At 67.3% G+C, this 22,099-nt stretch carries 16 protein-coding genes; 8 read left to right on the forward strand and 8 right to left on the reverse strand.

Annotated elements, in window-relative coordinates:
- The first annotated feature begins 118 nt into the window (after positions 1 to 118).
- Both FFS08_RS08260 and FFS08_RS08265 read left to right on the forward strand, forming a co-directional pair.
- A complete protein-coding gene (locus FFS08_RS08260; protein WP_137863895.1) occupies positions 119 to 1,273 on the forward strand; it encodes an isovaleryl-CoA dehydrogenase in 1,155 nt (384 codons plus the stop codon).
- The gene (locus FFS08_RS08265; protein ID WP_137863894.1) at positions 1,270 to 1,644 is read left to right on the forward strand and encodes a hypothetical protein; all 375 of its coding nucleotides are present in this window, start codon (positions 1,270 to 1,272) and stop codon (positions 1,642 to 1,644) included. The genes FFS08_RS08260 and FFS08_RS08265 overlap by 4 nt, the downstream gene beginning before the upstream one ends.
- Positions 1,645 to 1,710: 66 nt before the next feature.
- On the opposite strand, the gene FFS08_RS08270 is transcribed toward FFS08_RS08265, so the two are convergent.
- Entirely contained in the window at positions 1,711 to 3,780 is a 2,070-nt protein-coding gene (locus FFS08_RS08270; RefSeq protein ID WP_137863893.1) for a M13 family metallopeptidase, read from the reverse strand.
- 127 nt (positions 3,781 to 3,907) lie between these two features.
- Between FFS08_RS08270 and FFS08_RS08275 the strand changes: the two genes are divergently transcribed.
- Complete coding sequence (locus FFS08_RS08275; protein ID WP_137863892.1) at positions 3,908 to 5,509, forward strand: carboxyl transferase domain-containing protein; 1,602 nt, start codon at positions 3,908 to 3,910, stop codon at positions 5,507 to 5,509.
- Between the two features lie 23 nt (positions 5,510 to 5,532).
- On the opposite strand, the gene FFS08_RS08280 is transcribed toward FFS08_RS08275, so the two are convergent.
- On the reverse strand, positions 5,533 to 5,889 hold the full coding sequence (locus tag FFS08_RS08280; RefSeq protein WP_249341194.1) for an endonuclease domain-containing protein: 357 nt from the start codon (positions 5,887 to 5,889) through the stop codon (positions 5,533 to 5,535).
- Between the two features lie 151 nt (positions 5,890 to 6,040).
- On the opposite strand from FFS08_RS08280, the gene FFS08_RS08285 reads away from it, so the two are divergent.
- The 5 genes from FFS08_RS08285 to FFS08_RS08305 all read left to right on the forward strand — a co-directional run bounded on the left by FFS08_RS08285 (position 6,041) and on the right by FFS08_RS08305 (position 10,872).
- A complete protein-coding gene (locus FFS08_RS08285; protein ID WP_137863891.1) occupies positions 6,041 to 6,541 on the forward strand; it encodes a nuclear transport factor 2 family protein in 501 nt (166 codons plus the stop codon).
- On the forward strand, positions 6,538 to 6,846 hold the full coding sequence (locus tag FFS08_RS08290) for a DUF3088 family protein (RefSeq protein WP_137863890.1): 309 nt from the start codon (positions 6,538 to 6,540) through the stop codon (positions 6,844 to 6,846). Before FFS08_RS08285 ends, FFS08_RS08290 begins: the two co-directional genes overlap by 4 nt.
- 145 nt (positions 6,847 to 6,991) lie before the next feature.
- Entirely contained in the window at positions 6,992 to 8,923 is a 1,932-nt protein-coding gene (locus FFS08_RS08295; protein WP_137863889.1) for an acetyl/propionyl/methylcrotonyl-CoA carboxylase subunit alpha, read from the forward strand.
- Positions 8,924 to 9,205: 282 nt separating this feature from the next.
- Entirely contained in the window at positions 9,206 to 9,661 is a 456-nt protein-coding gene (locus FFS08_RS08300; protein WP_137863888.1) for a MaoC family dehydratase, read from the forward strand.
- A complete protein-coding gene (locus tag FFS08_RS08305; protein ID WP_137863887.1) occupies positions 9,658 to 10,872 on the forward strand; it encodes a flavin monoamine oxidase family protein in 1,215 nt (404 codons plus the stop codon). The genes FFS08_RS08300 and FFS08_RS08305 overlap by 4 nt, the downstream gene beginning before the upstream one ends.
- On the opposite strand, the gene FFS08_RS08310 is transcribed toward FFS08_RS08305, so the two are convergent.
- The 6 genes from FFS08_RS08310 to FFS08_RS08335 all read right to left on the reverse strand — a co-directional run bounded on the left by FFS08_RS08310 (position 10,869) and on the right by FFS08_RS08335 (position 22,097).
- Positions 10,869 to 12,335 carry a flavin-containing monooxygenase gene (locus FFS08_RS08310; protein ID WP_137863886.1) on the reverse strand — a complete coding sequence of 489 codons (1,467 nt, stop codon included), beginning with the start codon at positions 12,333 to 12,335 and terminating at the stop codon, positions 10,869 to 10,871. The genes FFS08_RS08305 and FFS08_RS08310 overlap by 4 nt on opposite strands.
- A gap of 53 nt (positions 12,336 to 12,388) precedes the next feature.
- The gene (locus FFS08_RS08315; protein ID WP_249341193.1) at positions 12,389 to 16,603 is read right to left on the reverse strand and encodes a translocation/assembly module TamB domain-containing protein; all 4,215 of its coding nucleotides are present in this window, start codon (positions 16,601 to 16,603) and stop codon (positions 12,389 to 12,391) included.
- 11 nt (positions 16,604 to 16,614) lie between these two features.
- Complete coding sequence (locus tag FFS08_RS08320) at positions 16,615 to 18,888, reverse strand: autotransporter assembly complex protein TamA (protein ID WP_249341192.1); 2,274 nt, start codon at positions 18,886 to 18,888, stop codon at positions 16,615 to 16,617.
- Between the two features lie 110 nt (positions 18,889 to 18,998).
- A complete protein-coding gene (locus tag FFS08_RS08325) occupies positions 18,999 to 21,122 on the reverse strand; it encodes a malate synthase G (RefSeq protein WP_137863883.1) in 2,124 nt (707 codons plus the stop codon).
- 101 nt (positions 21,123 to 21,223) lie between these two features.
- Positions 21,224 to 21,673 carry a MarR family winged helix-turn-helix transcriptional regulator gene (locus FFS08_RS08330; protein ID WP_137863882.1) on the reverse strand — a complete coding sequence of 150 codons (450 nt, stop codon included), beginning with the start codon at positions 21,671 to 21,673 and terminating at the stop codon, positions 21,224 to 21,226.
- A 4-nt stretch (positions 21,674 to 21,677) separates the two neighbouring features.
- A complete protein-coding gene (locus tag FFS08_RS08335; RefSeq protein ID WP_137863881.1) occupies positions 21,678 to 22,097 on the reverse strand; it encodes a hypothetical protein in 420 nt (139 codons plus the stop codon).
- Between the last annotated feature and the right edge of the window lie 2 nt (positions 22,098 to 22,099).

A 22,099-nucleotide genomic window follows, 5' to 3' on the forward strand; every position in this document is an offset into this window, starting at 1 on the left:
GTTCGGGATCGCCCCCGGGGGACTTCCCCTCTCTCCCCTTGCCGCCTCGCGCGAAATCGGGGAAAAGCGCGCAGAAAAAGGTCAGCACTGCTGACGCGCATATCCCGGAGAGAGGCCCATGGATCCCACGCTCGATTTCAGCCTCGGCGAGACCGCCGACATGATCCGCGAGACGACGCAGCGCTTCGCGAAGGAGCGCATCGAGCCGCTCGCCGCGAAGATCGATGCCGAGGACTGGTTTCCCAAGGTGGAGCTGTGGCCGGCGATGGGCGAACTCGGCCTGCACGGCATCACCGTCGAAGAGGAATGGGGCGGCCTGGGCCTGGGCTATCTCGAGCATGTCGTCGCGCAGGAGGAAGTCGCCCGCGCATCGGCCTCGATCGGACTCAGCTACGGTGCGCATTCGAACCTGTGCGTCAACCAGATCCGCCGCTGGGCCAACCCCGAGCAGAAGGCCAAATACCTTCCCAAGCTGATCTCGGGCGAGCATGTCGGGTCGCTCGCCATGTCCGAGGCGGGCGCCGGCTCGGACGTCGTCTCGATGAAGCTGCGCGCCGAGAAGACCGACCGCGGCTATGTTCTGAACGGCACCAAGTTCTGGATCACCAACGCGGCCTATGCCGACACGCTGGTCGTCTATGCCAAGACCGGCGAAGGCTCGCGCGGCATCACCACCTTCCTGATCGAGAAGGACATGCCCGGCTTCTCGATCGGCCAGAAGATCGACAAGATGGGCATGCGCGGTTCGCCCACCGCCGAGCTGGTCTTCAACGATTGCGAAGTCGCCGAGGAGCAAGTGATGGGCCCGCTCAACGGCGGCGTCGGCGTGCTGATGTCGGGCCTGGACTATGAGCGCACCGTGCTCGCCGGCATCCAGCTCGGCATCATGCAGGCCTGTCTCGACGTCGTGCTGCCCTATATCCGCGAGCGCAGGCAGTTCGGCCAGCCGATCGGCCATTTCCAGCTGATGCAGGCCAAGGTGGCGGACATGTACGTCGCGCTGAACAGCGCCCGCGCCTATGTCTATGCGGTGGCGAAGAGCTGCGACGCCGGCAAGACCACGCGCTTCGATGCGGCCGGCGCGATACTGCTGGCGTCCGAAAATGCCGTGAAGGTCTCGCTCGAGGCGATCCAGGCGCTGGGCGGCGCGGGCTATACCAAGGACTGGCCGGTCGAGCGCTTTGCCCGCGACGCCAAGCTGCTCGACATCGGTGCCGGCACCAACGAGATCCGCCGCATGCTGATCGGACGCGAGCTGATCGGCGCCGCATGAAGGCGCTGCGCATCCTGGGGCTGATCGGCGCTATCCTGCTGATGGCGGGCGAAGGCTATCGTTCCTGGGGTGCGGGCCGCCCGGCGGTGTTCTGGATGGACGACATGCTGGCCGGCGCGATGATGATCGCCGCCGCGATCCTGGTCCGCCGTCCGACAACATCGCGCCGGGCATTTTTCTCGGCGAGCTGGGGGGTCGCGGCCGGGATGCTCTATGGCAGCTTCTTCGGAAAGCTCTACGATCCGGCGAACAGCAACCCCGGCAACTTCCCGATCGGGCTCCTCACTTGGCTGGTGGGAGCCGCATTCGTCATTGCGATTGGCGGCCTGATCGCGAGCATCCTGCTGCCCGATCCCCCTCCGCGGGACTGAGCGCCTCCGCCAGCGGACAGGGGGAGGCACCGGAACCCGGGCGTCCGGGTTCCAGTCAGCCGGCGATCACCAGATCTTCACGCGCTTCTCAGGCGCCAGATACAGCTTCTCGCCCGGCTGCACGTTGAATGCCGGATACCAGGCATCGAGATTGCGCACGGTGAGCGCACGCCAGCGGCCCGGCGCGTGCGGATCGGTTGCCACTTCGGCGCGCAGCGCTTCCTGGCGCTGCTTCTCGCGCCAGCTCTGCGCAAAGGCCAGGAAGAAACGCTGGTCGCCGGTCAACCCGTTGATCACCGGCGCTTCCTTGCCCTTGAGCGAGGCGTGGTACGCCTCATAGGCGGCGGTCAGCCCCGCTACATCGGCGATGTTCTCGGCCAGCACCTGCTTGCCGTTCAGGAACAGCCCCGGCAGCACTTCATAGGCGCTGTACTGTGCCGCCAGCGCGGCGCTCGCTTCCTGGAAGTGCTTCAGGTCCTCGGGCGTCCACCAGTTGCGCAGCTTGCCGGCGCTGTCGAAGCTCGATCCGGTATTGTCGAAGCTGTGGCTGATCTCATGGCCGATCGTCGCGCCGATCGAACCGTAATTGGCGGCCGCATCGGATTTGGGATCGTAGAAGGGCGCCTGGAGGATCGCAGCCGGAAAGTTGAGCGCGTTCTGCAGCGGCAGGTTCACTGCGTTCACCGTCTGCGGCGTCATCCACCATTCGCCCTTGTCGACCGGCTTGCCGATCTTGGCGAGCTGGTGCCGGGTCTCGGCCTGCTCCGCGCGGATCAGGTTGCCGACGGGGTCGTCCGCCTTCACGTCGAGGCTCGAATAGCTGCGCCAGGTCTCCGGATAGCCGACGCCCACGCGCATCGTCTCGATCTTCCTGCGCGCCTCGGCCTTGGTCGCCTCGTCCATCCAGCTGAGACCGGCGACGCGCTTGTCGAACGCCGCCTTGATGTTCGTCACCATGTTCTGGATGTCGGCCTTGGACGAGGCCGGGAAATAATGCTTCACATAGAGCTGGCCCACCGCGTCGCCCAGATTGTTGTTGACGCTGGCGATGGCGCGCTTGTCGCGCGGACGCATCGCCTGCTGGCCGCGCAGCTGCTTCGAGAAGAAATCGAAGCTTGCCTGGTCGAACTTCGCCGGCAGCACTGCGGTTACCTGGTTGATCTGGTGGAAGGCCAGCCAATCCTGCCAGGCCTCGATCGGCTCGCTCTCGACCAGCTTCGCCAGCTTCACCGTCGTGTCCGGATGCCAGACGATGAATTCCTGCTGCCCGCCCAGCCCGGCGGCGTTCCAGAAGCCGGCCCAGTCGATCCCCGGCGCCCTGGCCGCGAAATCGGCCTTCTTCCACCAGTTATCGGCCTTCTGCACGTCCTGGCTGGCGACGATGTCGGTGTGCGCGGTGGCGATCTTGGTCTCGAGATCGAAGACCCGCGCGGCGCGCGCCGCCGGATCGCTCATGCCGGCCAGCGTGAAGATCTTGACCAGATACGCCTTGTAGCCCTCGCGCGTCTTGGCCATCGCCTCGGTCTTCGAGAGATAATAGTCGCGGTCCTCCATCCCCAGGCCGCCCTGCAGCACATAGGGAACCGTCTGGTCCGGCTTGTCGAGCGCCTGGCTCACCCACAGGCCGAACAGGTTCTCGGTGTGGAAATTGGTCGCGTTGAGCGGATCGACATCGACGCGGACATTGCCGCGCAGCATCGCCGAGAGCGCCTTCTTGTCCTTGAGCGCAGCGATGGCATCCAGGCGCGGCTTGAGCGGCGCCAGCCCGCGCGCCTCGATCCCCGCGGTGTCGGTATAGGCCTTGTACCAGTCGGCGATCCGCCGCTGGTCGGTGCCGGCCGCCGCCTCTGCCTTCAACGCCGCGTCGATGATCGCCTTGTTGTTCGCCTCGGCCTTGTTGAACACCTCCAGGAACATGCCGGTCACGGTGCGGTCGGCCGGGATCTCGGTCTTCGCGCGCCAGCCGCCATTGGCATATTCCTCGAAATCGTCGCCCGGCTTCACTTGCTTGTCGAGCCCGACCAGGTCGACGCCGACGCCGGTGCCGGCCGCGGCAGTGGTGCCCGCGCCCGTGCCCGAAGGGGTGCAGGCGGTGGTCGCGAGCAGCGCCGCGACGAGGAGCGTGTAAGTCTTCAAGCCGACTCTCCCGTATTACTGTATGACAGGACCGCTACTCCTGCCGGCGGCTTTGCGCCAGCACCTTCCCATGCCCGCCCAGCCAGTGTAGGGAGGGGAAAACTAGGACAGGAAGGATGCCCTATCTATGAGCGCCCCGGTGCTCGATTCGAGGGTTGCGGCGGATAGCGAGGATTTCCGCGCCCGCGCCGCGCATAACCGCGCCCTGGCGGAACGGCTTCGCGCCGATGTCGCCCGGGCAGCGCTGGGCGGCAGCGAGTCCGCCCGCGAGCGCCACGCCAGCCGTGGCAAGCTGTTGCCTCGCGAACGCGTCGAGCGGCTGCTCGATCCCGGCTCCCCATTCCTGGAGATCGGCCAGCTCGCCGCCTGCGACATGTACGAGGGCGAAGTGCCCGGCGCCGGAATGATCGCGGGCATCGGCCGGGTCTCGGGGCGCACCGTGATGATCGTGTGCAACGACGCCACGGTGAAGGGCGGCACCTATTATCCCATGACGGTGAAGAAGCATCTCCGCGCCCAGGAGATCGCCGAGCAGAACCGCCTGCCCTGCATCTACCTCGTCGATTCGGGCGGCGCCAACCTGCCCCATCAGGCCGAGGTCTTTCCCGATCGCGACCATTTCGGCCGCATCTTCTTCAACCAGGCCAACATGTCGGCCAAGGGAATCCCGCAGATCGCCTGCGTGATGGGCAGCTGCACGGCCGGTGGCGCCTATGTCCCCGCGATGAGCGACGAGACGGTGATCGTCCGCAACCAGGGCACGATCTTCCTCGCCGGCCCGCCCCTGGTGAAGGCCGCCACGGGCGAAGTCATTTCAGCCGAGGATCTGGGCGGCGGCGACCTCCATGCCCGCAAGTCGGGCGTAGTCGACCATCTCGCCGAGGATGACGCGCATGCGCTGACCATCGTGCGCGACATCGTCAGCCACCTGCCCGCCGATCGCACGCCCGACATCGCCCTGCTCGATCCGCGCGCGCCCAGATACGACGCAGAAGAGCTTTACGGCATCATCCCCGAAGACGTCCGCGCCCCCTATGACGTGCATGAGGTGATCGCCCGCATCGTCGACGGCAGCGAATTCCACGAGTTCAAGCCGCTCTACGGCACTTCGCTGGTCTGCGGCTTCGCGCATGTGTGGGGCATGCCGGTCGGCATCATCGCCAATAACGGCGTGCTGTTCTCGGAGAGCGCGCAGAAAGGCGCACACTTTATCGAGCTGGCCTGCCAGCGCCGCATCCCCCTGCTTTTCCTCCAGAACATCTCCGGCTTCATGGTCGGTGGGAAGTATGAAGCGGAAGGCATTGCGAAACATGGCGCAAAGCTGGTGACGGCGGTCGCCACCGCGACTGTGCCCAAGATCACGGTGCTGATCGGCGGCAGCTTCGGCGCCGGCAATTACGGCATGTGCGGCCGCGCCTATTCGCCCCGCTTCCTGTTCACCTGGCCCAACAGCCGCATCTCGGTGATGGGCGGCGAGCAGGCCGCCTCGGTGCTCGCCACCGTCCACCGCGACGCCGAGAAATGGACGCCGGAGGAAACCGAGGCGTTCAAGGCCCCGATCCGCCAGCGCTACGAGGACGAGGGCAATCCCTGGCATGCCACCGCGCGCCTGTGGGACGACGGCATCATCGATCCGGCGCAGACCCGCGACGTGCTTGGCATCGCGCTCGCCGCGACGCTCAACGCACCGATCCCGGAACGCCCGGCGTTCGGCGTGTTCCGGATGTGATGGCGGGGGCGGTCGCGCCTTCCTCATTCCTCCCCGAGCTCGTCTCGGGGAGGGGGACCGTCCGAAGGACGGTGGAGGGGCACGCGCTTCCGCGCGTGTTCGCTGACGGCGCGCACCACGCCTTCGATGTTTCCGAGCACTTCAGCCGCGGGTATTCGCAGGGTGAGAATGCCGTTCGCTGCCAGCCGGGCGTCACGTCGGGCATCTCGAGCGGGCCTGCTTCCCCGCTCATGCGCTTCGCCATCGACTTCGACGCAAAGCTTCGCCGCATCGCAGTAGAAATCAAGCGAATATACCCCTGCCGGATGCTGACGGCGCCAGCGATGGCCGGTTCCGTTCCGTCGGAGCTGCTGCCAAAGCATGACTTCGGGAAGCGCCATCTCCCGTCGTTGCGCTTTGGCCTGTCGCCGCGCCTTTCCTGTGCCCTTGAATATGGCTTTTGGCCCCTTCCGCGCTTCGCGCGCCCCTCCACCATGCTTTGCATGGTCCCCCTCCCCCAGCAAAGCTGGGGGAGGAATTGAAAGGTTCGGAATGAAGCAGCTTCTCCTCGCCGCCCTCCTCGCCCCGCTTCCCGCACTGGCCCAGACCACGCCCACGCCCAGGCTGCCCCCCGCCAACCCGCTTCCCTATGAGGATGCCGAGGCCGCGGCCGTGATGTCGCCGATCAACGCGATGTTCGCCGGGCTCGCCGCGCATGACGGCGCCGCGATCCTCGCCCAGACGCGGCCCGAGGGCGGCGCCACCGTCGCGATCGAGAAGCCCGACGGCAGCCGTGCGCTCCGCCATCTGAGCTGGGCCGAGTTCGCCGCCGGCATCAAGCCGGGCCCGGAGAAGCTCGAGGAGCGCATCTCCACCCCCGCCATCGAAGTGGACGGTGACATCGCCATGGTCTGGGCGCCCTATGTCTTCCTGATCGACGGCAAGGCGCATCATTGCGGGATCAACCATTTCGACCTGGTCCGCGAAAACGCGTCGTGGAAGGTGCTCAACGTCACCTGGTCGCAACGCACCACCGGCTGCACCGCGCAATGAGCCGCGACACGCTCTTCCTGCTCGAGCACGCCTTCGCCGATCCCGCGTTCGGCGGCGAGCGCGTCTTCTACTGCAAGGACTGCATGGTCATCGAGGGCCTGCTCGCCAGCTTCCCCGAGCGTGCGGCGAAGCTCGACGTGGTTCGCGTCCCCTGGCCCCGCCCGCGCGCGGCGGTGGTCGAAGCGATCGGGGAGGCGAATCAGAATCTCCCGGCGCTCGTCTGGGACGGCGGCTTCGCCAACGAGATCGAGGTATTGTTGGCAGCGCTGGCCGAGCGCCACGGCTTCCCGGAGCGCCACCCGTGATTTGCGCTTCCAATCTAGGATTTCGCATGCTTACGCTCGTCTCCACGCAGCCCATGCCTCGCCTCCTCGCCATCCGGCCGGCGCGCGGGGGGCGAAATCAAAGGCTCCATAGTCCAGGCTTCCTGAACTTCAGCGGAGTCGCCCGATGATCCGGTCGCTGCTGATCGCCAATCGCGGCGAGATCGCCTGCCGGATCATCCGCACGGCGCGGGCGATGGGCATCCGCACGGTCGCGGTCTATTCCGACGCCGATGCGAGCGCCTTGCACGTCCGCCAGGCCGATACGGCGGTGCATATCGGCCCCTCCCCGGCGCGCGAATCCTATCTGGTCGGCGAGAAGATCATCGCCGCCGCCCAGGCGACGGGTGCCGAGGCGATCCATCCCGGCTATGGCTTTCTCTCGGAAAATGCCGATTTCGCCGAGGCGGTAATCGCCGCCGGGCTGGTCTGGGTGGGCCCCAATCCCGACAGCATCCGCGCCATGGGCCTGAAGGACGCGGCCAAGGAGCGGATGATCGCAGCCGGCGTCCCCGTCACGCCCGGCTATCTCGGCGAGAACCAGGACCCCGCGCATCTCAAGGCCGAGGCGGACAAGATCGGCTATCCGGTGCTGATCAAGGCCGTGGCCGGTGGCGGCGGCAAGGGCATGCGCCGCGTCGATGCCCCGGCGGACTTCGCCGACGCGCTCGCCTCCTGCCAGCGCGAGGCGGCTTCTTCCTTCGGCGACGATCGCGTGCTGATCGAGAAGTACATCCTCTCGCCGCGCCACATCGAAGTGCAGGTGTTCGGCGACACGCACGGCAATGTCGTGCACCTGTTCGAGCGCGACTGCTCGCTCCAGCGCCGCCACCAGAAGGTGATCGAGGAAGCCCCCGCGCCCGGGATGGATGCGGAGACTCGCGAAGCGATCTGCGCCGCCGCCGTCCGTGCGGCCAAGGCGGTCGACTATGTCGGCGCGGGCACGATTGAGTTCATCGCCGATGCCTCGGAAGGCCTGCGCGCCGACCGCATCTGGTTCATGGAGATGAACACCCGCCTCCAGGTCGAGCATCCGGTGACCGAGGAGATCACCGGCCAGGACCTGGTCGAATGGCAGCTGCGGGTCGCTTCGGGCGGAGCCTTGCCCAAACGGCAGGACGAGCTCGCGATCCGTGGCTGGGCGATGGAGGCACGCCTCTATGCCGAGGATCCCGCTGCCGGCTTCCTCCCGTCGGTCGGGAGGCTCGAACGCCTCGCCTTGGGCGCGGAGTGGAACGACGATTCGGAAGACCAGCGCGTTCGCATCGAAACCGGCGTGGAGCAAGGCGATACAATCAGCTCCTTCTACGATCCGATGATCGCCAAGCTGGTCGTCCACGCCGCTACCCGTGATCAGGCTGCCGACCTGCTCGCGCTTACCTGCGGGCAGGTCCAGGTCTGGCCGGTGCGCACCAATGCCAATTTCCTCATGCGCCTGTTGCAGGAACCCGCCTTTCTCGCAGGCGGAGTCGAAACGGGTTTCATCGCCGCCCATGCGGATCGGCTGGCAACGCTCCCCGGGCTTTCACCCGATCTCGATTACAAGATTCGCCTGTGGCTCGCGGACGCTTCCCCCGAGACCAAGGGCCCTGCCGGCTTCCGCCTCAACGCCCCACCCATGCTCTCGCGCCGGGTGTTCGTGAATGGCGTCCAGCATCAGCTCGACGGCGCCGACGGCCTGGACCAGCTTCTGGCACTTGCTCCCGCCGCCCCGATGGCGAGCCAGTTCGAGATCATGGGCATCCACCGCGAAGGCGCGGATGCGGTGATCTTCTCCGAAGGGCTGGCCAGCCACATCACGCTCGCAATCCGGGGCAGCGGGGCCGCCACGACATCCGACGGCGCGATCCTCGCCCCGATGCCGGGTCGCGTCACCGCGGTGGAAGTCGCGGCGGGCGATACGGTCACCAAGGGCCAGCGCCTGGTCACGCTCGAGGCGATGAAGATGGAACATGGGCTCACCGCCCCGTTCGACGGCACCGTTGGCGAGCTGAACGTGGCGCAGGGCGACCAGGTGAGCGAAGGGACATTGCTGGCAAAGGTCGAGAAGGCGGAATGACCGCGACCGTGGCCTTGAACCTGCTCGGCGAGCATCCCCTTGGGAAAGGTACCCACTTCGTCATCCCCGCGCAGGCGGGGACCCAGGGTTTCTCTGCCACATCGCCCGTGACTCTGGATCCCCGCCTTCGCGGGGATGACCAGAGGTGGATGGCGGGAGGGACCAGAGAGGGATAGGCCCCAGGTCCAGCTTGCTACGAGCAGTGTCGCTCGAGGCGCATTGGATCCCGAACCCCGGATCAAGTTCGGGATCGGCACGACGAAGAATGAGGGTGAGACGGGAATGGCAGGCAGATTCTACGACGAATGGCAGGTCGGCGACGTGATCGCCCACGAACTGCGCCGCACCGTGACGGAGACGGACAACCTCCTCTTCTCCACGATGACGCACAACACCCAGCCGCTCCACCTCGATGCGGAAGCGGCGCGGGCGAGCGAGTTCGGCCAGATCCTCGTCAACGGCACCTTCACGTTCAGCCTGATGGTGGGAATCACCGTGGGCGACACCACCGCCGGCACGCTGGTCGCGAACCTCGGCTATGACGCATTGCGGATGCCAAAGCCGGTATTCATCGGCGACACGCTGCGCGCCGAGAGCGAAGTGACCGAGCTGCGCCCGTCCAGATCGCGCCCCGGCCAGGGCATCGTCACCTGGCGGCATCGCATGCTGAACCAGCGCGACGAAATCGTCTGCGAGTGCCTGCGCTCCGCCCTGCTCAAGAGCCGCGCGGCGGCGTGAAGGACCATGCCGATATCGTCGTGATCGGCGGCGGTGCGGCCGGCGTCGGCGCGCTGCGCACCCTGGCCGATGCCGGCAGGGACGTGCTGCTGCTCGAGGCACAGGGCCGGCTCGGCGGCCGTGCCCATACGGTACACGTCGCCGGACTGCCGATCGATCTGGGCGCGGGCTGGCTCCATTCGGCGACGAGCAACCCCTGGGTGCCCATCGCCGAGGCGTGTGGCTTCGCAATCTATCGCGCGCCTCCGCTCTGGGACGAGCAATGGCGCGAGCTCGGCTTCTCCCGGACCGAACAGGCCGAGCTGTGGGAGGTGTTCGACGCGTGCATGGCGGCGATACGCACGCCCCCGCCAAGCGATCGCGCCTCGGACCTGCTCCCGCCGGGCGGCAAGTGGAACGCGGCGCTCGATGCGCTGTCGGGCTTCATCAACGGCGCGCCGATACGCGAGATGTCGGTGGCCGACTGGTTCGCCTATGACGAAGCCTCGACCGATATCGATTGGCGCGTCGAACAGGGCTATGGCGCACTGGTCGCCGCGCATGCCGCGGGGCTGCCCGCGGCGCTGGCGACGCCGGTGAGCGGGATAGACACATCCGGCAAGCGGCTCCGCATCGCGACGCCCCGGGGTACGGTCACCGCCAATGCCGCGATCGTCACCGTATCGACCAACGTCCTTGCCAGCGGCGCCCTTGCCCTGCCGGGGCATGACGCGATCCTCCATGCCGCCTCCGAGCTTCCGCTCGGTCTTGCCGACAAGCTGTTCTTCGCACTGGAGGGCGGGGAAGAGATTGACGACAACGCCCATCTGGTCGGCGATCCGCACAGCGCGTGCACGGGCAGCTACACGCTCAGGCCGTTCGGCCGCCCGGTCGTCGAGTGCATGCTCGGCGGCGATGGGGCCCGGGCGATGGAGAAGGAAGGGCTGAACGGCGCCGCCGCGTTCGCGATCGGCGAGCTGTGCCACCTGCTCGGCAGCGACTGGCGCGGGAAGCTGCGCTTCGTCGCCGGCTCGGCCTGGGGTCGCGAGACGCACATCCTCGGCAGCTACAGCCACGCCCTGCCCGGACGGCACGGCGCCCGCGCGGTGCTGCGCACCCCGGTCGACCCCCGCATCCGCTTCGCCGGCGAAGCATGCTCGGACGGCGAATTCTCCACCGCCCACGGCGCCTATAACAGCGGCGTCGTGGCCGCGAAGGCGTTGCTGGTCTAGGCGGCGGCCTTGCCGGCGGGCACCGGGTTGGAGAATTCCATCTCCTGGTCGATCCCGCCGAACTTGAGCGCCATCACGTCGCGGGCATAGTTCTGGTTGAGCCGCCACGGCTTGCGCGTGCCCTGGCGGGGCAGCCTGTCAGCCGCGCGCTGGACATAGCCCGAGGTGAAATCGAGGAACGGCGCTTCCTCGACCGGCGCGGCCATGCGAGGCGTCACCTGGCGCATGCGGCGCTTGCGCATCGCGTTGAGCAGGCGGGTGACGTAATTGGCGGTGAGGTCGCTCTTCAGCGTCCAGCTGGCGTTGGTATAGCCGAAGGAGATCGCGAAATTGGGCACGTCGGAGAACATCATGCCCTTGTAGGTCATCGCCTTCGCCGGTTCGAAGGCCTTGCCGTCGACGCGGATCGGCATGCCGCTGAACAGCTGGATCTCGAGCCCGGTCGCCGTGACGATCAGGTCGGCCTCCAGCGTCTTGCCCGAACCGAGCGCCAGCCCGGTCTCGGTGAAGCGCTCGATCGTGTCGGTCACCATCTCGGCCTTGCCCTCGCGCAGCGCGGCGAACAGGTCGGCATCGGGCACCAGGCAGACGCGCTGGTCCCAGGGATTGTAGCGCGGCGTGAAATGCGTATCGACGTCATAGTCCGGCCCCAGCTCGGCACGCGCCATCTGGACGATCCGCTCGCGAGTCTTTTCGGGGTTCTTGCGGGCGAGGCGGAAGAAGAACTGCTGGAGCAGCACATTCTTCCAGCGCGTGAGGCCATAGGCAGTCATCGACGGCATCCAGCCGCGCATCCAGTTGGCCACGGCATCCTGCGAGGGACGCGAGACGATATAGGTGGGCGAGCGCTGGAGCATCACCACATGGCTCGCCTGCTTGGCCAGCTCAGGCACCAGCGTCACCGCCGTCGCGCCGCTGCCGATCACCACGACGCGCTTGTTCCTGTAATCGATGTCGTCGCTCCAGAATTGCGGATGGACGATCCGGCCCTTGAAGTCGGCCGCCCCGGCGAAGTCGGGCGTGTAGCCGCGTTCATAATTATAATAGCCGGTGCACAGGAACAGGAACGCGCAGGTGAAGGTCACCGCTTCCCCGCCCCGCTCGGCGGTGACGGTCCACTGCGCGTCTTCCGTCGACCAGCTCGCGCCGGTCACGCGAGTCGAATAGCGGATATGCTCGTCGATCCCATAGTCGCGGACCGCCTCGTCCAGATAGTTGAGGATCGACGGCCCGTCGGCGATCGCCTTGCTCTCGGTCCAGGGGCGGAAGGAGAAGCCGAGCGTGAACATGTCCGAGTCCGAGCGGATGCCCGGATAGCGAAACAGGTCCCAGGTGCCGCCCAGCCGCTCGCGGCCTTCGAGCACCACATAGCTGCGGTCCGGGCTGTTCGCCCGGAGATGATATGCCGCGCCTATGCCGGAGATGCCGGCTCCCACGATCACTACGTCGAAATGCTCGGCCACGCGCCTCTCCCGCCGATCTGTTTACACCCTTGTAAGCAGGGAAATCCGCAGGCTCAATAATCCCTGGAATATTTGAGGCTGACGCTCGAGCCTCCGAACGAGCCGGCCTGGGAGAGCAGGCTCAGCGTGCGGCTGAGCGATATCTCGAGCTGGGTGGCGGTGAAGCCCCGCGCATCGGTGATGATCTCCACATAGATGTCGTCGGTCAGATACTTGCCCGCCGCCAAGGCCGTGCCTCGGCCGCCCACATCATCGGCGCCCAGGATGCGCAGCCGGTCGATGCCGGTGGCCGATTTGAGCTGTCCCAGGGGATTGAGCCCGCCGCCAGTACCGCTCAGCGACTGGAGCGCCGCGGCGAGCTGGATCGCCTCGGTGGCGGAGAGGTTGGTCACGTTGGTGCCGAAGAACAGGCGGGAGAGCACTTCCTCCTGCGGCAGCGCCGGCGTCGAGCTGAACGCGATCTGCGGCTGCTGCGCGGTGCCCGAAACAGTGAGGATCGCCGTGACTCCCTCCGCCGTGGTGCTTGCCTGGATGTCCACCGACGGGTTGGTGAGCGCCGAGCCCTGGAAGCGGATCGTGCCGCGCGTGATGTCGAAGCGACGGCTGGCGAAGCTGTAGGTACCGCGCACGATCTCCATCGTGCCGCGAATGTCCGGGGCCAATGTGGTGCCGCGCACCGTGATCTGCGTGCGCCATTCCGATTCCAGGCCCATGCCGGTGACGACCAGCCGATTGTCGGCATTGATGCGCAGGTTGAGGTCGAAGTCACCGAACGCGCGGCGGATCACCGGCGCGGGGCCCTGATCCTCGCCCGTCGCGCTCCTGCGGCGTACGCCGGTGAGTTCGGGCACTTCGGCAGCGCCCTGGCGGATGATCTGGTAATGCGCCTCGGGGATCGTGAGCCGGCCCTCGATCCGGGAAACCTCGGGATTCTTGGTGATGCTGATCTTGCCCGTCGCTGTCGCGCCCAGCGCGTCGCTGCGCGCGAGGCGGGCATTGTTGAGGTCCGCGGTGATCGCGATCGGATAGCCGTTCGCCGAGGACAGGCTCACCCTGCCTTGCGCGGTCACCGTGCCGTCCCCCGCCTTGGCGGTGAGCGAATTCAGGATGAACTCGTCATTCGAAAACGTGCCGTCGACTTGCATCGCGGTCAGCCGAGTGCCTAGATTCTCGTTCTCGTAGTGAAGGTTGCTCGCCCGGACGACACCGGTGAGCCGCGGCTCCTCGACCTTGCCCGAGAAATCCGCCGCGATGCCGATCGGCCCGTCGAGCTGCTGGCCGGACAGGCCCGCCAGCGAGAAGGGCACCGCCGCCGGACCGTTATAGCGGATGCCGCCCGAGAGCGGTGCCGCGAGCATGCGCTCGGTCCAGGGCCCGGCTTCCGGACCCAGCGGGCTGAGCGTCGCCACCACGCGGCCGATCGTCGTGGTGCCGCGGCGGATCAGCGCGCGCGCATCGCCGCCATTGGGCAGCAGCTTGCCGACGAAGCTCACATTCACCGGCGTCGAGACGGCAGCCAGGCTGGCGCGCGTGAAGTCGGCGATCTCCAGCCGCGCATCGGCGCTGGGAAAGGCCTCGGCCGAGGTTTGCGCAAAGTCGAGGCTGCCCGTCGCGGTGCCGCCGATGCCGAGATCGGGGACGAAGGCATTGATCACTGCCAGGTCGAGGCTGTCGAGCCGCGTCTGCAGCACCATGCCCTTGCCATAGCTGCCCGCCATCCGCGCGCTGCCCTTGTCGAAATCGATCTTGGCCGGGAGCAGATGATAGACTCCCTCGCGGATCGCCACCTGCGCCGGCTGGGCCGTGCGGAAATTCACGCCGCTCGCTTGCCCTTGCATCGCCACCAGCCATGCATCGGGCGCGAGCCGGGCATTGGCGGCGACCTGGAAGGGTACGCCCGTGGAGCCATTGGCGAAGACCTGGGCAGTGCCCTTGCCGCCGGCATAGGCGATCTTCGCGCGGCCGGTCTTGAGCACGAAATTGCCCTGGCGCAGGTTCGCGACCTGCACGTCGCCGACGATCTCGGGCGTATCGGCGAGCACGACGCTGCCGTCGATCAGCGCACGGCCGATGGTCAGGCCCGCGGCGCCTGGTATCTTGGCGTTGGAAGCTGTTGCCTTCACGTCGGCGCGCTGCAGCTTGCCCTGTGCCGATAGGGTCGCCCGCCCCACGATACCCGATCCGTTGAACGCGAGTTCGCCGGCGAACGGCCCGGCGGACGACTGTTCCAACCGGCCGGTGATGTCCATGCCGGCGAACCGGCCCGAATTGACGTCGATCGCGAGGCGGGTGCCGGTGCGCACGAGGACGTCGGCGTCGAACGGCCCGTAATCGGTGTTGCCGGTGGCGAGGACCGCCCAGGAATCGCCGCGTCCACGAATGTTCGCCTCGAGATCGACCAGCCCGATGCCGAGCCCGGGCCTGGGTGCCTTCAGCCGCACCAGCGGCGCATTGAGCGTGCCCGTCACACGCGCGGCGAGCGGACCATATTGGTCGGAAACCGCATCGGCATCGATCAGGATCGGCCCGGCGGGGTCATAGCGCCCCGATCCGCGCAGAACGCGGAACTGCGGCGCCTTCATCTTCACGTCGCTGATGCCGATCACACCCTTGGGATCGAGCACCAGGCGCGCCGAAGCGACGGCATTGCCTCCCAGAAATTCGCGCGCGCCGTCGCTGAAGATCTTCCGGGACTGACCGGCAAGGTGCCCGCGAATGCCCCAGCCGCCGCCAGGCGCGGCGAACAGCTCGGCATCGGTCTTGAGGTCGACAACGCCCACGCCGTCGATCCGATAGTCGTTCACCCGCCCCTTGAGCGCGCCGGTATAGCGCCCGCGGCCGATATCGGCGGCGACGATCGCAGTCGCATCGATCTTGTCCGAGCGGATGCGCAGATTGTCGGAGAGGATCTGCTGGCCCGAGATCGCCAGGTCGCCGTTCACCGTCAGGTTGGTGACCAGGCCTCCCGCCGCGGCGTTGAGCCCCGAAACGCGCGCCGCGCGGGCCTTGATCGGGACCAGGATACGGTTCGCGTCCACCCGCGCACGCCCTTCGGCATATAAGTGCTCGGCAACCGTCTCGCCGAACCCGAGCGCGCCGGCGGTGAGCCGGTAGTCGACCACCGGCCGGGCGAACGCGCCGTCCAGCGCCAGCGAGGCGCGCACCGAGCGCCCGACCAGGTTGGGCGCGATCGCCCCTGCCTTGAGCAGGATCGCATCGACCTTCAGGCCCTGAAACCGATTATGGCCCAGATCGACCTTGCCGCCCGCCTCCACCGACAATGCTGTGGAGCGCAGCTTGACCACGCCGTCCGCCGCGCGGTCCGCCCATTTCGCGTCGAGGTCGAGATCGAGCCGCGGCGCGGCGAGCCGCTCGACCGGCCCCTTCATCCACAGCCCCGGATGCAGCGGCCCGCGCAGCTGGAAACGGCCATTGGTCGCGACGAGATCGAGATTGGCCAGTTGCGCGCCGCCCAGCAAGCCCAGGGCCCTGCCCTGCCACCGGGCCCAATCCCCCCTGCCCGCCACCGAGAAGCGGAGCGGCGCGTCCAGCCCGGCCAATCCGGCAACCAGCCCCTTGGCCGGCGCATCGAGCTTCAGGTCGATGTCCAACCGGTTCTTCTCGGGCGTGGCATCGAGCGTGAGCGCCAGCGTGTCGCCGCCCGCCATACCCTTTGCGGCGATGGTGCCGCCATCGAGCGCGAGCTGTACCCGCCGGTCGGCGAGATGCGCCTTGCCCGCCAGCCGGCCGAGATAGCGCGCGCGGCCGTCCACTTCCCTGGCGATGTCGATCCGCGCCACGTCCAGCCGACCCACATCGATGTTGATGTCGGGCAGCAGCGGCGCGTTGGGATCGCCCGAGGGCTGGAGCGCCGGCATGCGCAGCAGCTTCACTTCGGGGCTGGCGAGGCTGCGTATGTCCACGCGATTGCCCAGATAGGCGAGCGGCCGCCAGTCCATCCGTATCTCGCGCGAAGTGGCGAACACGCCCTTGGTGTCGCGCACCTGCACGTTGCGCAGGATCATTGCGCCATAGAGCGAGCCGTCGATCCGGCCGATACGGAAATTGAGGCCCGATTCCAGCGTGATCCCGGCAATCCGGTCGGCCACGAAGCGGCGCCCGGTCTGGGTGTCGATCCCGAGCACCAGCGCGCTGATCGCCAGCACCAGCCCGGCCAGCGCGATCCCCGTCCATTTCGCCACGCGCCGCCACAAGGGCCTGCGGGCGACCGCGACTGCATCCTCCGTCGCCGGCGCCGGTTCGGGCATTGCTTCCGCCATCAGAAGGCCTGCCCGATCGAGATGTAGAGCGAAATCTTGGATTCGCCCGGCTTGCGCGCGATCGGTGTGGCCACATCGACGCGGATCGGGCCGAAATTGGTATAGAGGCGCCCGCCGATACCCGCGCCGAAGCGGATGTTCTTGCCCGTGGGGTAGATGCCTTCATAGACCTGCCCGGCGTCGATGAAGGGCACGATGCCGTAATTGCCGAAGCGATAGCGCGCCTCGATCGCGAATTCATTGAAGCTGCGGCCGCCCACCGGCTTGCCGTCCGGCGAGCGCGGCCCGAGTTCCTGATAGCCGAAGCCGCGCACCGATCCGCCGCCGCCGGAATAATAGCGCCGCGACGGCGGCAGGTCGTCGCGCGCGATGCCCATGATCGAGCCGACCCGCGCCCGTCCCGCGATGACGATGCTGCTCGAAACGGGCTGATAATAGGTGCCTTCGAGCATGAAGCGCGCATAGGGCCGCGCCGCGCCGCGCACCGAAGTCTCCGGACTGGCATTTGCCTTGATCCGGAAACCGCGCGTGGGATTCAGCAGATTATCCGAGCTGTCATAGCCCAGGAACAACGGCGCCGCCGCGATCAGCCAGGTGCCCCGATCGCGCCGGTTGCTGGCATAGTTCCAGCGATCCTCGTTGGCTGCGACCAATTCGGCGCCATAGAAATAGGTCCAGCGTTTCTGCCAGATCGGAGTCGAATCGCGCAAGAAGCGGAACGAGAGCGTGCCGGTGTAGCTCTCATACGCATCATAGTCCTGATGGTTGAGCGCCGCGGCGATCTGGAAGGTCTTGTCGCGCTGCCCGGCATTCGAGCGGCGGAAGGTCGTGGTGAGCCCTTGTTCCTGCGTGCCGAGCACGCCCGCGACGATCAGCGCGCCTTCGGGCGGGAACAGGTTGCGGTGCGTCCAGCTGCCGGTGAGCCGGATGCCCTGGCCAGTGGAATAGCCCAGTTCCGCCGCCAGCGTGCGCGGACGGCCCGGGCTCTGGCGGACCAGCAAGTCGACCACCTCGGTGCCGTCCGGCCCCGCCTCGCCCGTACGCACGGGTTCGACCGCGACGGTGGAGAACAGGCTGGTCGCGATCATCGCCTCGCGCAGGTCGTCGACTGCGCGGACGTCGTAGAGCGCCCCCGGCTTGTAGCGGCGCAGCACCCTAATATGATCCGCATCGAACACCGGCTGGCGCACGCGGCGTCGGCGCTCCTGGCGCCGCTCGCTGCGGCTCGCACGCGCGCCCTCCCGGGCCCCGGTCCCGCTCGCCACCTCGGTACGAATGTCGCCGAACACCGCACGGGGCCCCAGTTCGATCGGCAGCGCATAGTCGCCGATATGGGTTTCCTCGTCGAGCAGGATGTCGCGCTGACCAACCTTGACGAAGGGATAGCCCTGTTGCGGGAGCCGCAGCGCCACATTTGCCTCCGCACCCTGGACACGCTCGGCCTCGATCGGATCGCCCGGATTGAGATTGAGCTCGCGCAGCACCAGCCCCGGCGGCACGGTGGGATCGCTCGTCACCTTCACGTCGCCCAGGCGATAGAGCGGTCCGGCATTGGCACTGATCGTCGCGCGCAACGTGCCCGGGGTCTGCGGATTCTGATCGACCGTCGAAATCGCGGTGGCATCATAATAGCCGCGCGATTGCAGCAGGCGGATCGCCAGGCGTTCGTCCTCCCGCGCGCGCGCCGCCACCATCGCGGCGTTCGCCGCCCGCCCGCCGCCATTCTCCAACGCCGAGAGTGTCTCGAACTGCCCCGCAAGCCCGACCGCGGAGAGGCCTTCCTCATGCGTGGTGTAGCGAATCGTCACCGATTTCTTGTCGGCGACCTTGTCCTCCACCGGCGGCTCGACCTTGAATTCCGCCAAAGGCGGCAGCGGCCTGGCGAATTCGGGATCCTCGGCGGGCGCGGCCGCGAAGCTTTGCTCGGCCTGTCGCCGGACCTGTTCCGCGGCCTGGTCCTGGGTGGTCGGCGGCGAGATCGGCGTGGGAGAAGCGGTGGGTGCCGGCATCGCCTCGAGCGGCGCGTTGAGGTCGCCCTCGATCTTCGGCATCGCCGCCTCGAACTGCGCATCCGGCACGATCGCGCGCTCGTCGACGGGCGCCGCGACCGTCGTACCGCCCTGTGCCTGCGCGGGCGTGGGACTTGCGGAGGGCGCGGGTGCTGGACCGGAGGGCGGCGCGCCCTGCCCCGGCTTGGGATCGGAAATCTGCGCATGCGCCAGCCCCGGCACGCATGCCGTGCCAGCGAGCGCCGCCAGCCAAATCCGCTTCACCCCTTTACGCAACTGGCTCCCTTTCGAGCCGTGTTCCTAGCCCGGCCCTCTCGCAAGCGTAACGACCCAAATGCGCTTTGGGTCCGCGCATTTGCGAAAGCCCAAGGATTTCAGCGCGCTATTGCCTTCGCTTCGGCACGAAATCTGTGGAGAAGTGGTTCGGTATAGCCATTGGGCTGATCCAGCCCCTCGAAGATCAGCGTCCGCGCCGCCTGGAAGGCCAGGCTCGCGGCCTGGTTCTTCGCCATCGGCCGGTAAAGCGGATCGCCCGCATTCTGCGCATCGACCTTCGCCGCCATTCGCCCAAGTGCTGCATCGATATCGTCGGCGCTGGCGACGCCGTGGAGCAGCCAGTTGGCCATATGCTGCGAGGAGATGCGCAGCGTGGCGCGATCCTCCATCAGGCCGACGTCATGGATGTCGGGCACCTTGGAACAGCCGACGCCCTGGTCGATCCAGCGCACGACATAGCCGAGGATGCCCTGGGCATTGTTGTCGAGCTCCCGCGCGACTTCCTCGGCCTGCCAGTTACGCCCCTCGGCCAGCGGCACGGTGAGCAGCGGCTTCAGACCCGGAATCGCCTCTCCCGCGATTTCCTGCTGCCGCGCGAACACGTCGACCTGGTGATAATGGAGCGCATGCAGCGTCGCCGCGGTCGGGCTCGGCACCCAGGCGGTGTTGGCGCCGCTCAGCGGATGCGCGACCTTCTGCGCGAGCATGTCCGCCATCCGGTCGGGCGCTGCCCACATCCCCTTGCCGATCTGCGCCTTGCCGGAGAGGCCGCAGGCCAGGCCGATGCGGACGTTGCGGTCCTCATAGGCCTTGATCCAGTCCGCGCCCTTCATCTCGCCCTTCGGCACCATCGCCCCGGCGCGCATGCTGGTGTGGATCTCGTCGCCGGTGCGATCGAGGAAGCCGGTGTTGATGAAGACGATCCGGTCGCGCACCGCATGGATGCAGGCGGCGAGGTTGGCCGAAGTGCGCCGCTCCTCGTCCATCACGCCGACCTTGATCGTGTGGCGGGGCAGCACGAGCAGATCCTCGACCGCGTCGAACAGCCGGTCGGTGAAGGCGCATTCCTCGGGCCCGTGCATCTTGGGCTTCACGATGTAGATCGAGCCCGTCCGGCTGTTGCGATACCTGCCCAGCCCGCGCAGGTCGTAGAGCGCGATGGAACTGGTCAGGATCGCATCGAGCACACCCTCGGGCGCCTCGCTGCCGTCGGCGAGGTGCAGCGCCGGCGTCGTCATCAGGTGCCCGACATTGCGGACGAACAGCAGCGAGCGGCCCGGCAATTCGCCGCGATCGGGATCGAGCCTGCGAGTAAGCGTCTTGCCGCCCTTGGCGAAGCTCTCCTCCAGATCACCGCGCATCAGCCCAAGCCAATTGGCATAGGCCGCGACCTTGTCCTCGGCATCGACCGCCGCGATCGAATCCTCCAGGTCGACGATCGTGGTCAGCGCCGCCTCTAACAGCACATCGGCGATGCCGGCGGGATCGTCGCGGCCGATCGGGTGATCGCGGTCGATCACGACTTCGATGTGCAGGCCGTTGTGGCGGAAGATCAGCGCGGTCGGCTTGCCGGCATCACCGCGGAAGCCCACCCAGGGATCATCGCCCTCCGCATGCCAGTCCGCCTCCAGCGCGACCGTCACTTCACCAAGTGCGAAGCGCGGACGCCCGTTCTCGATGGTGATGCCGGTGACCTCGGACCAACTGCGATCGGCAAGCTCAACGGCGCGGTCGAGAAAGGCCTTGGCATAGGCGATCACCTGTGCCCCGCGTTCCGGATCATAGCCGCCAGGCTTCGCCGCGCCCGGCAGCGCGTCGGTGCCGTAGAGCGCGTCGTACAGGCTGCCCCAGCGCGCATTGGCGGCATTGAGCACGAAGCGCGCGTTGAGCGCAGGCACCACCAGCTGCGGCCCGGCCATGGTCGCGATCTCGGCGTCGACGTTGCGGGTACCGATCGCGAACGGCGCGGGCGCGTCGACCAGATAGCCGATCTCGCGCAGGAAGGCCTCGTCGCCCGAGCGCGCCGGCGCGGCGTCGATCGCCGCCTGGATCGCGTCGCGCTTCGCCAGCAGCGCCCGATTTTCCGGAGCAAACCGCGCGAAGATCCCCGCCACGCCGGCCCACCATCCCCCAGCCTCGATGTCGAGCCCCGGCAGCACCTGCTCCTCGACGAAGCGCGCGAGCGGCTCGGCGACGGACAGGCCGGAACGAATGACGGTCATGAAGAATCCTCCTGCGGCACGGTTCTGCGTTCGCCTGGGGAGGGCATGCCCCGCTTAGGCGATAGCCGGGGCCGGGATCAAGCCCGGGATCACGCCCAGGATCACGCCCCGTGCTCCAGATCCTCCACCGCCGCCTCGATCCGGTCGAGCATCCGCCTGAGCTGCAGTCGCTCCTCGCGGGTGAAGTCGGCAAAGACCCGGCGTTCCAGCTCGATCGCCTTGGGCGCGACTTCCTCGTATAACTCCCAGCCCGCCTTGCTGAGCGTCAGCAGATGCGAGCGCTGGTCGCCCGGATTGCTCGCCCGGCTGACCAGTCCCCGCTCCGACAGCGCGATCGCGGCGCGGCTCACCGTCACCTTGTCCATGCGCGTGCGGCCGCATAGGGCCTGCTGGCTCATCGCCCCGCCTTCGGCCAGGATGGTGACCAGGCGCCATTCGGGAATCTTCAAGCCGAAGAGCGCGCGATAGGCGCTCGCCACCGCATCCGACACGGCGTTCGAGGCGATCGACAGGCGATAGGGCAGGAAATCGTCGAGCTTCAGGGCCGTCATTCCATCACCCTGCGCAGCAATTCAGCCTTGCGCAACTGACAACGTTAGACAGTTGCAATTTCTGCAATGATATCGTTATCATTTCGCACTTGCGATATGTCCCGCTGCGATGCACAAAGATCGGGCCTTTCAGGCATCCTCTCCTAAGACTTTCACGGCCGTCCTTCGGGGCGGCCTTTTTTTTGCCGCTCAATCGAGCGACTCGCCCGCATCCGCGCGCGGATGCGCGGCGCTTCTGGCCGTCGACATTTTCCATCGCCGCTGCCTTGGCAGGATCGAACAGGAAGGAAAAGGCGACGCCCAATGCCAGCGCCACGCCGCCCATCTTCCCCTTGCCGCCTGCCGTGCGCATCCAGCGCAACAGCCAGGGCATAGTCGCGAGAAACGCCATGCCCAGCCCCAGCGCAACGAGCCACTCGATCATCC

Source organism: Sphingomonas sp. 1F27F7B, from assembly GCF_005503355.1.
In the GTDB taxonomy this organism is placed as follows: domain Bacteria; phylum Pseudomonadota; class Alphaproteobacteria; order Sphingomonadales; family Sphingomonadaceae; genus Sphingomonas.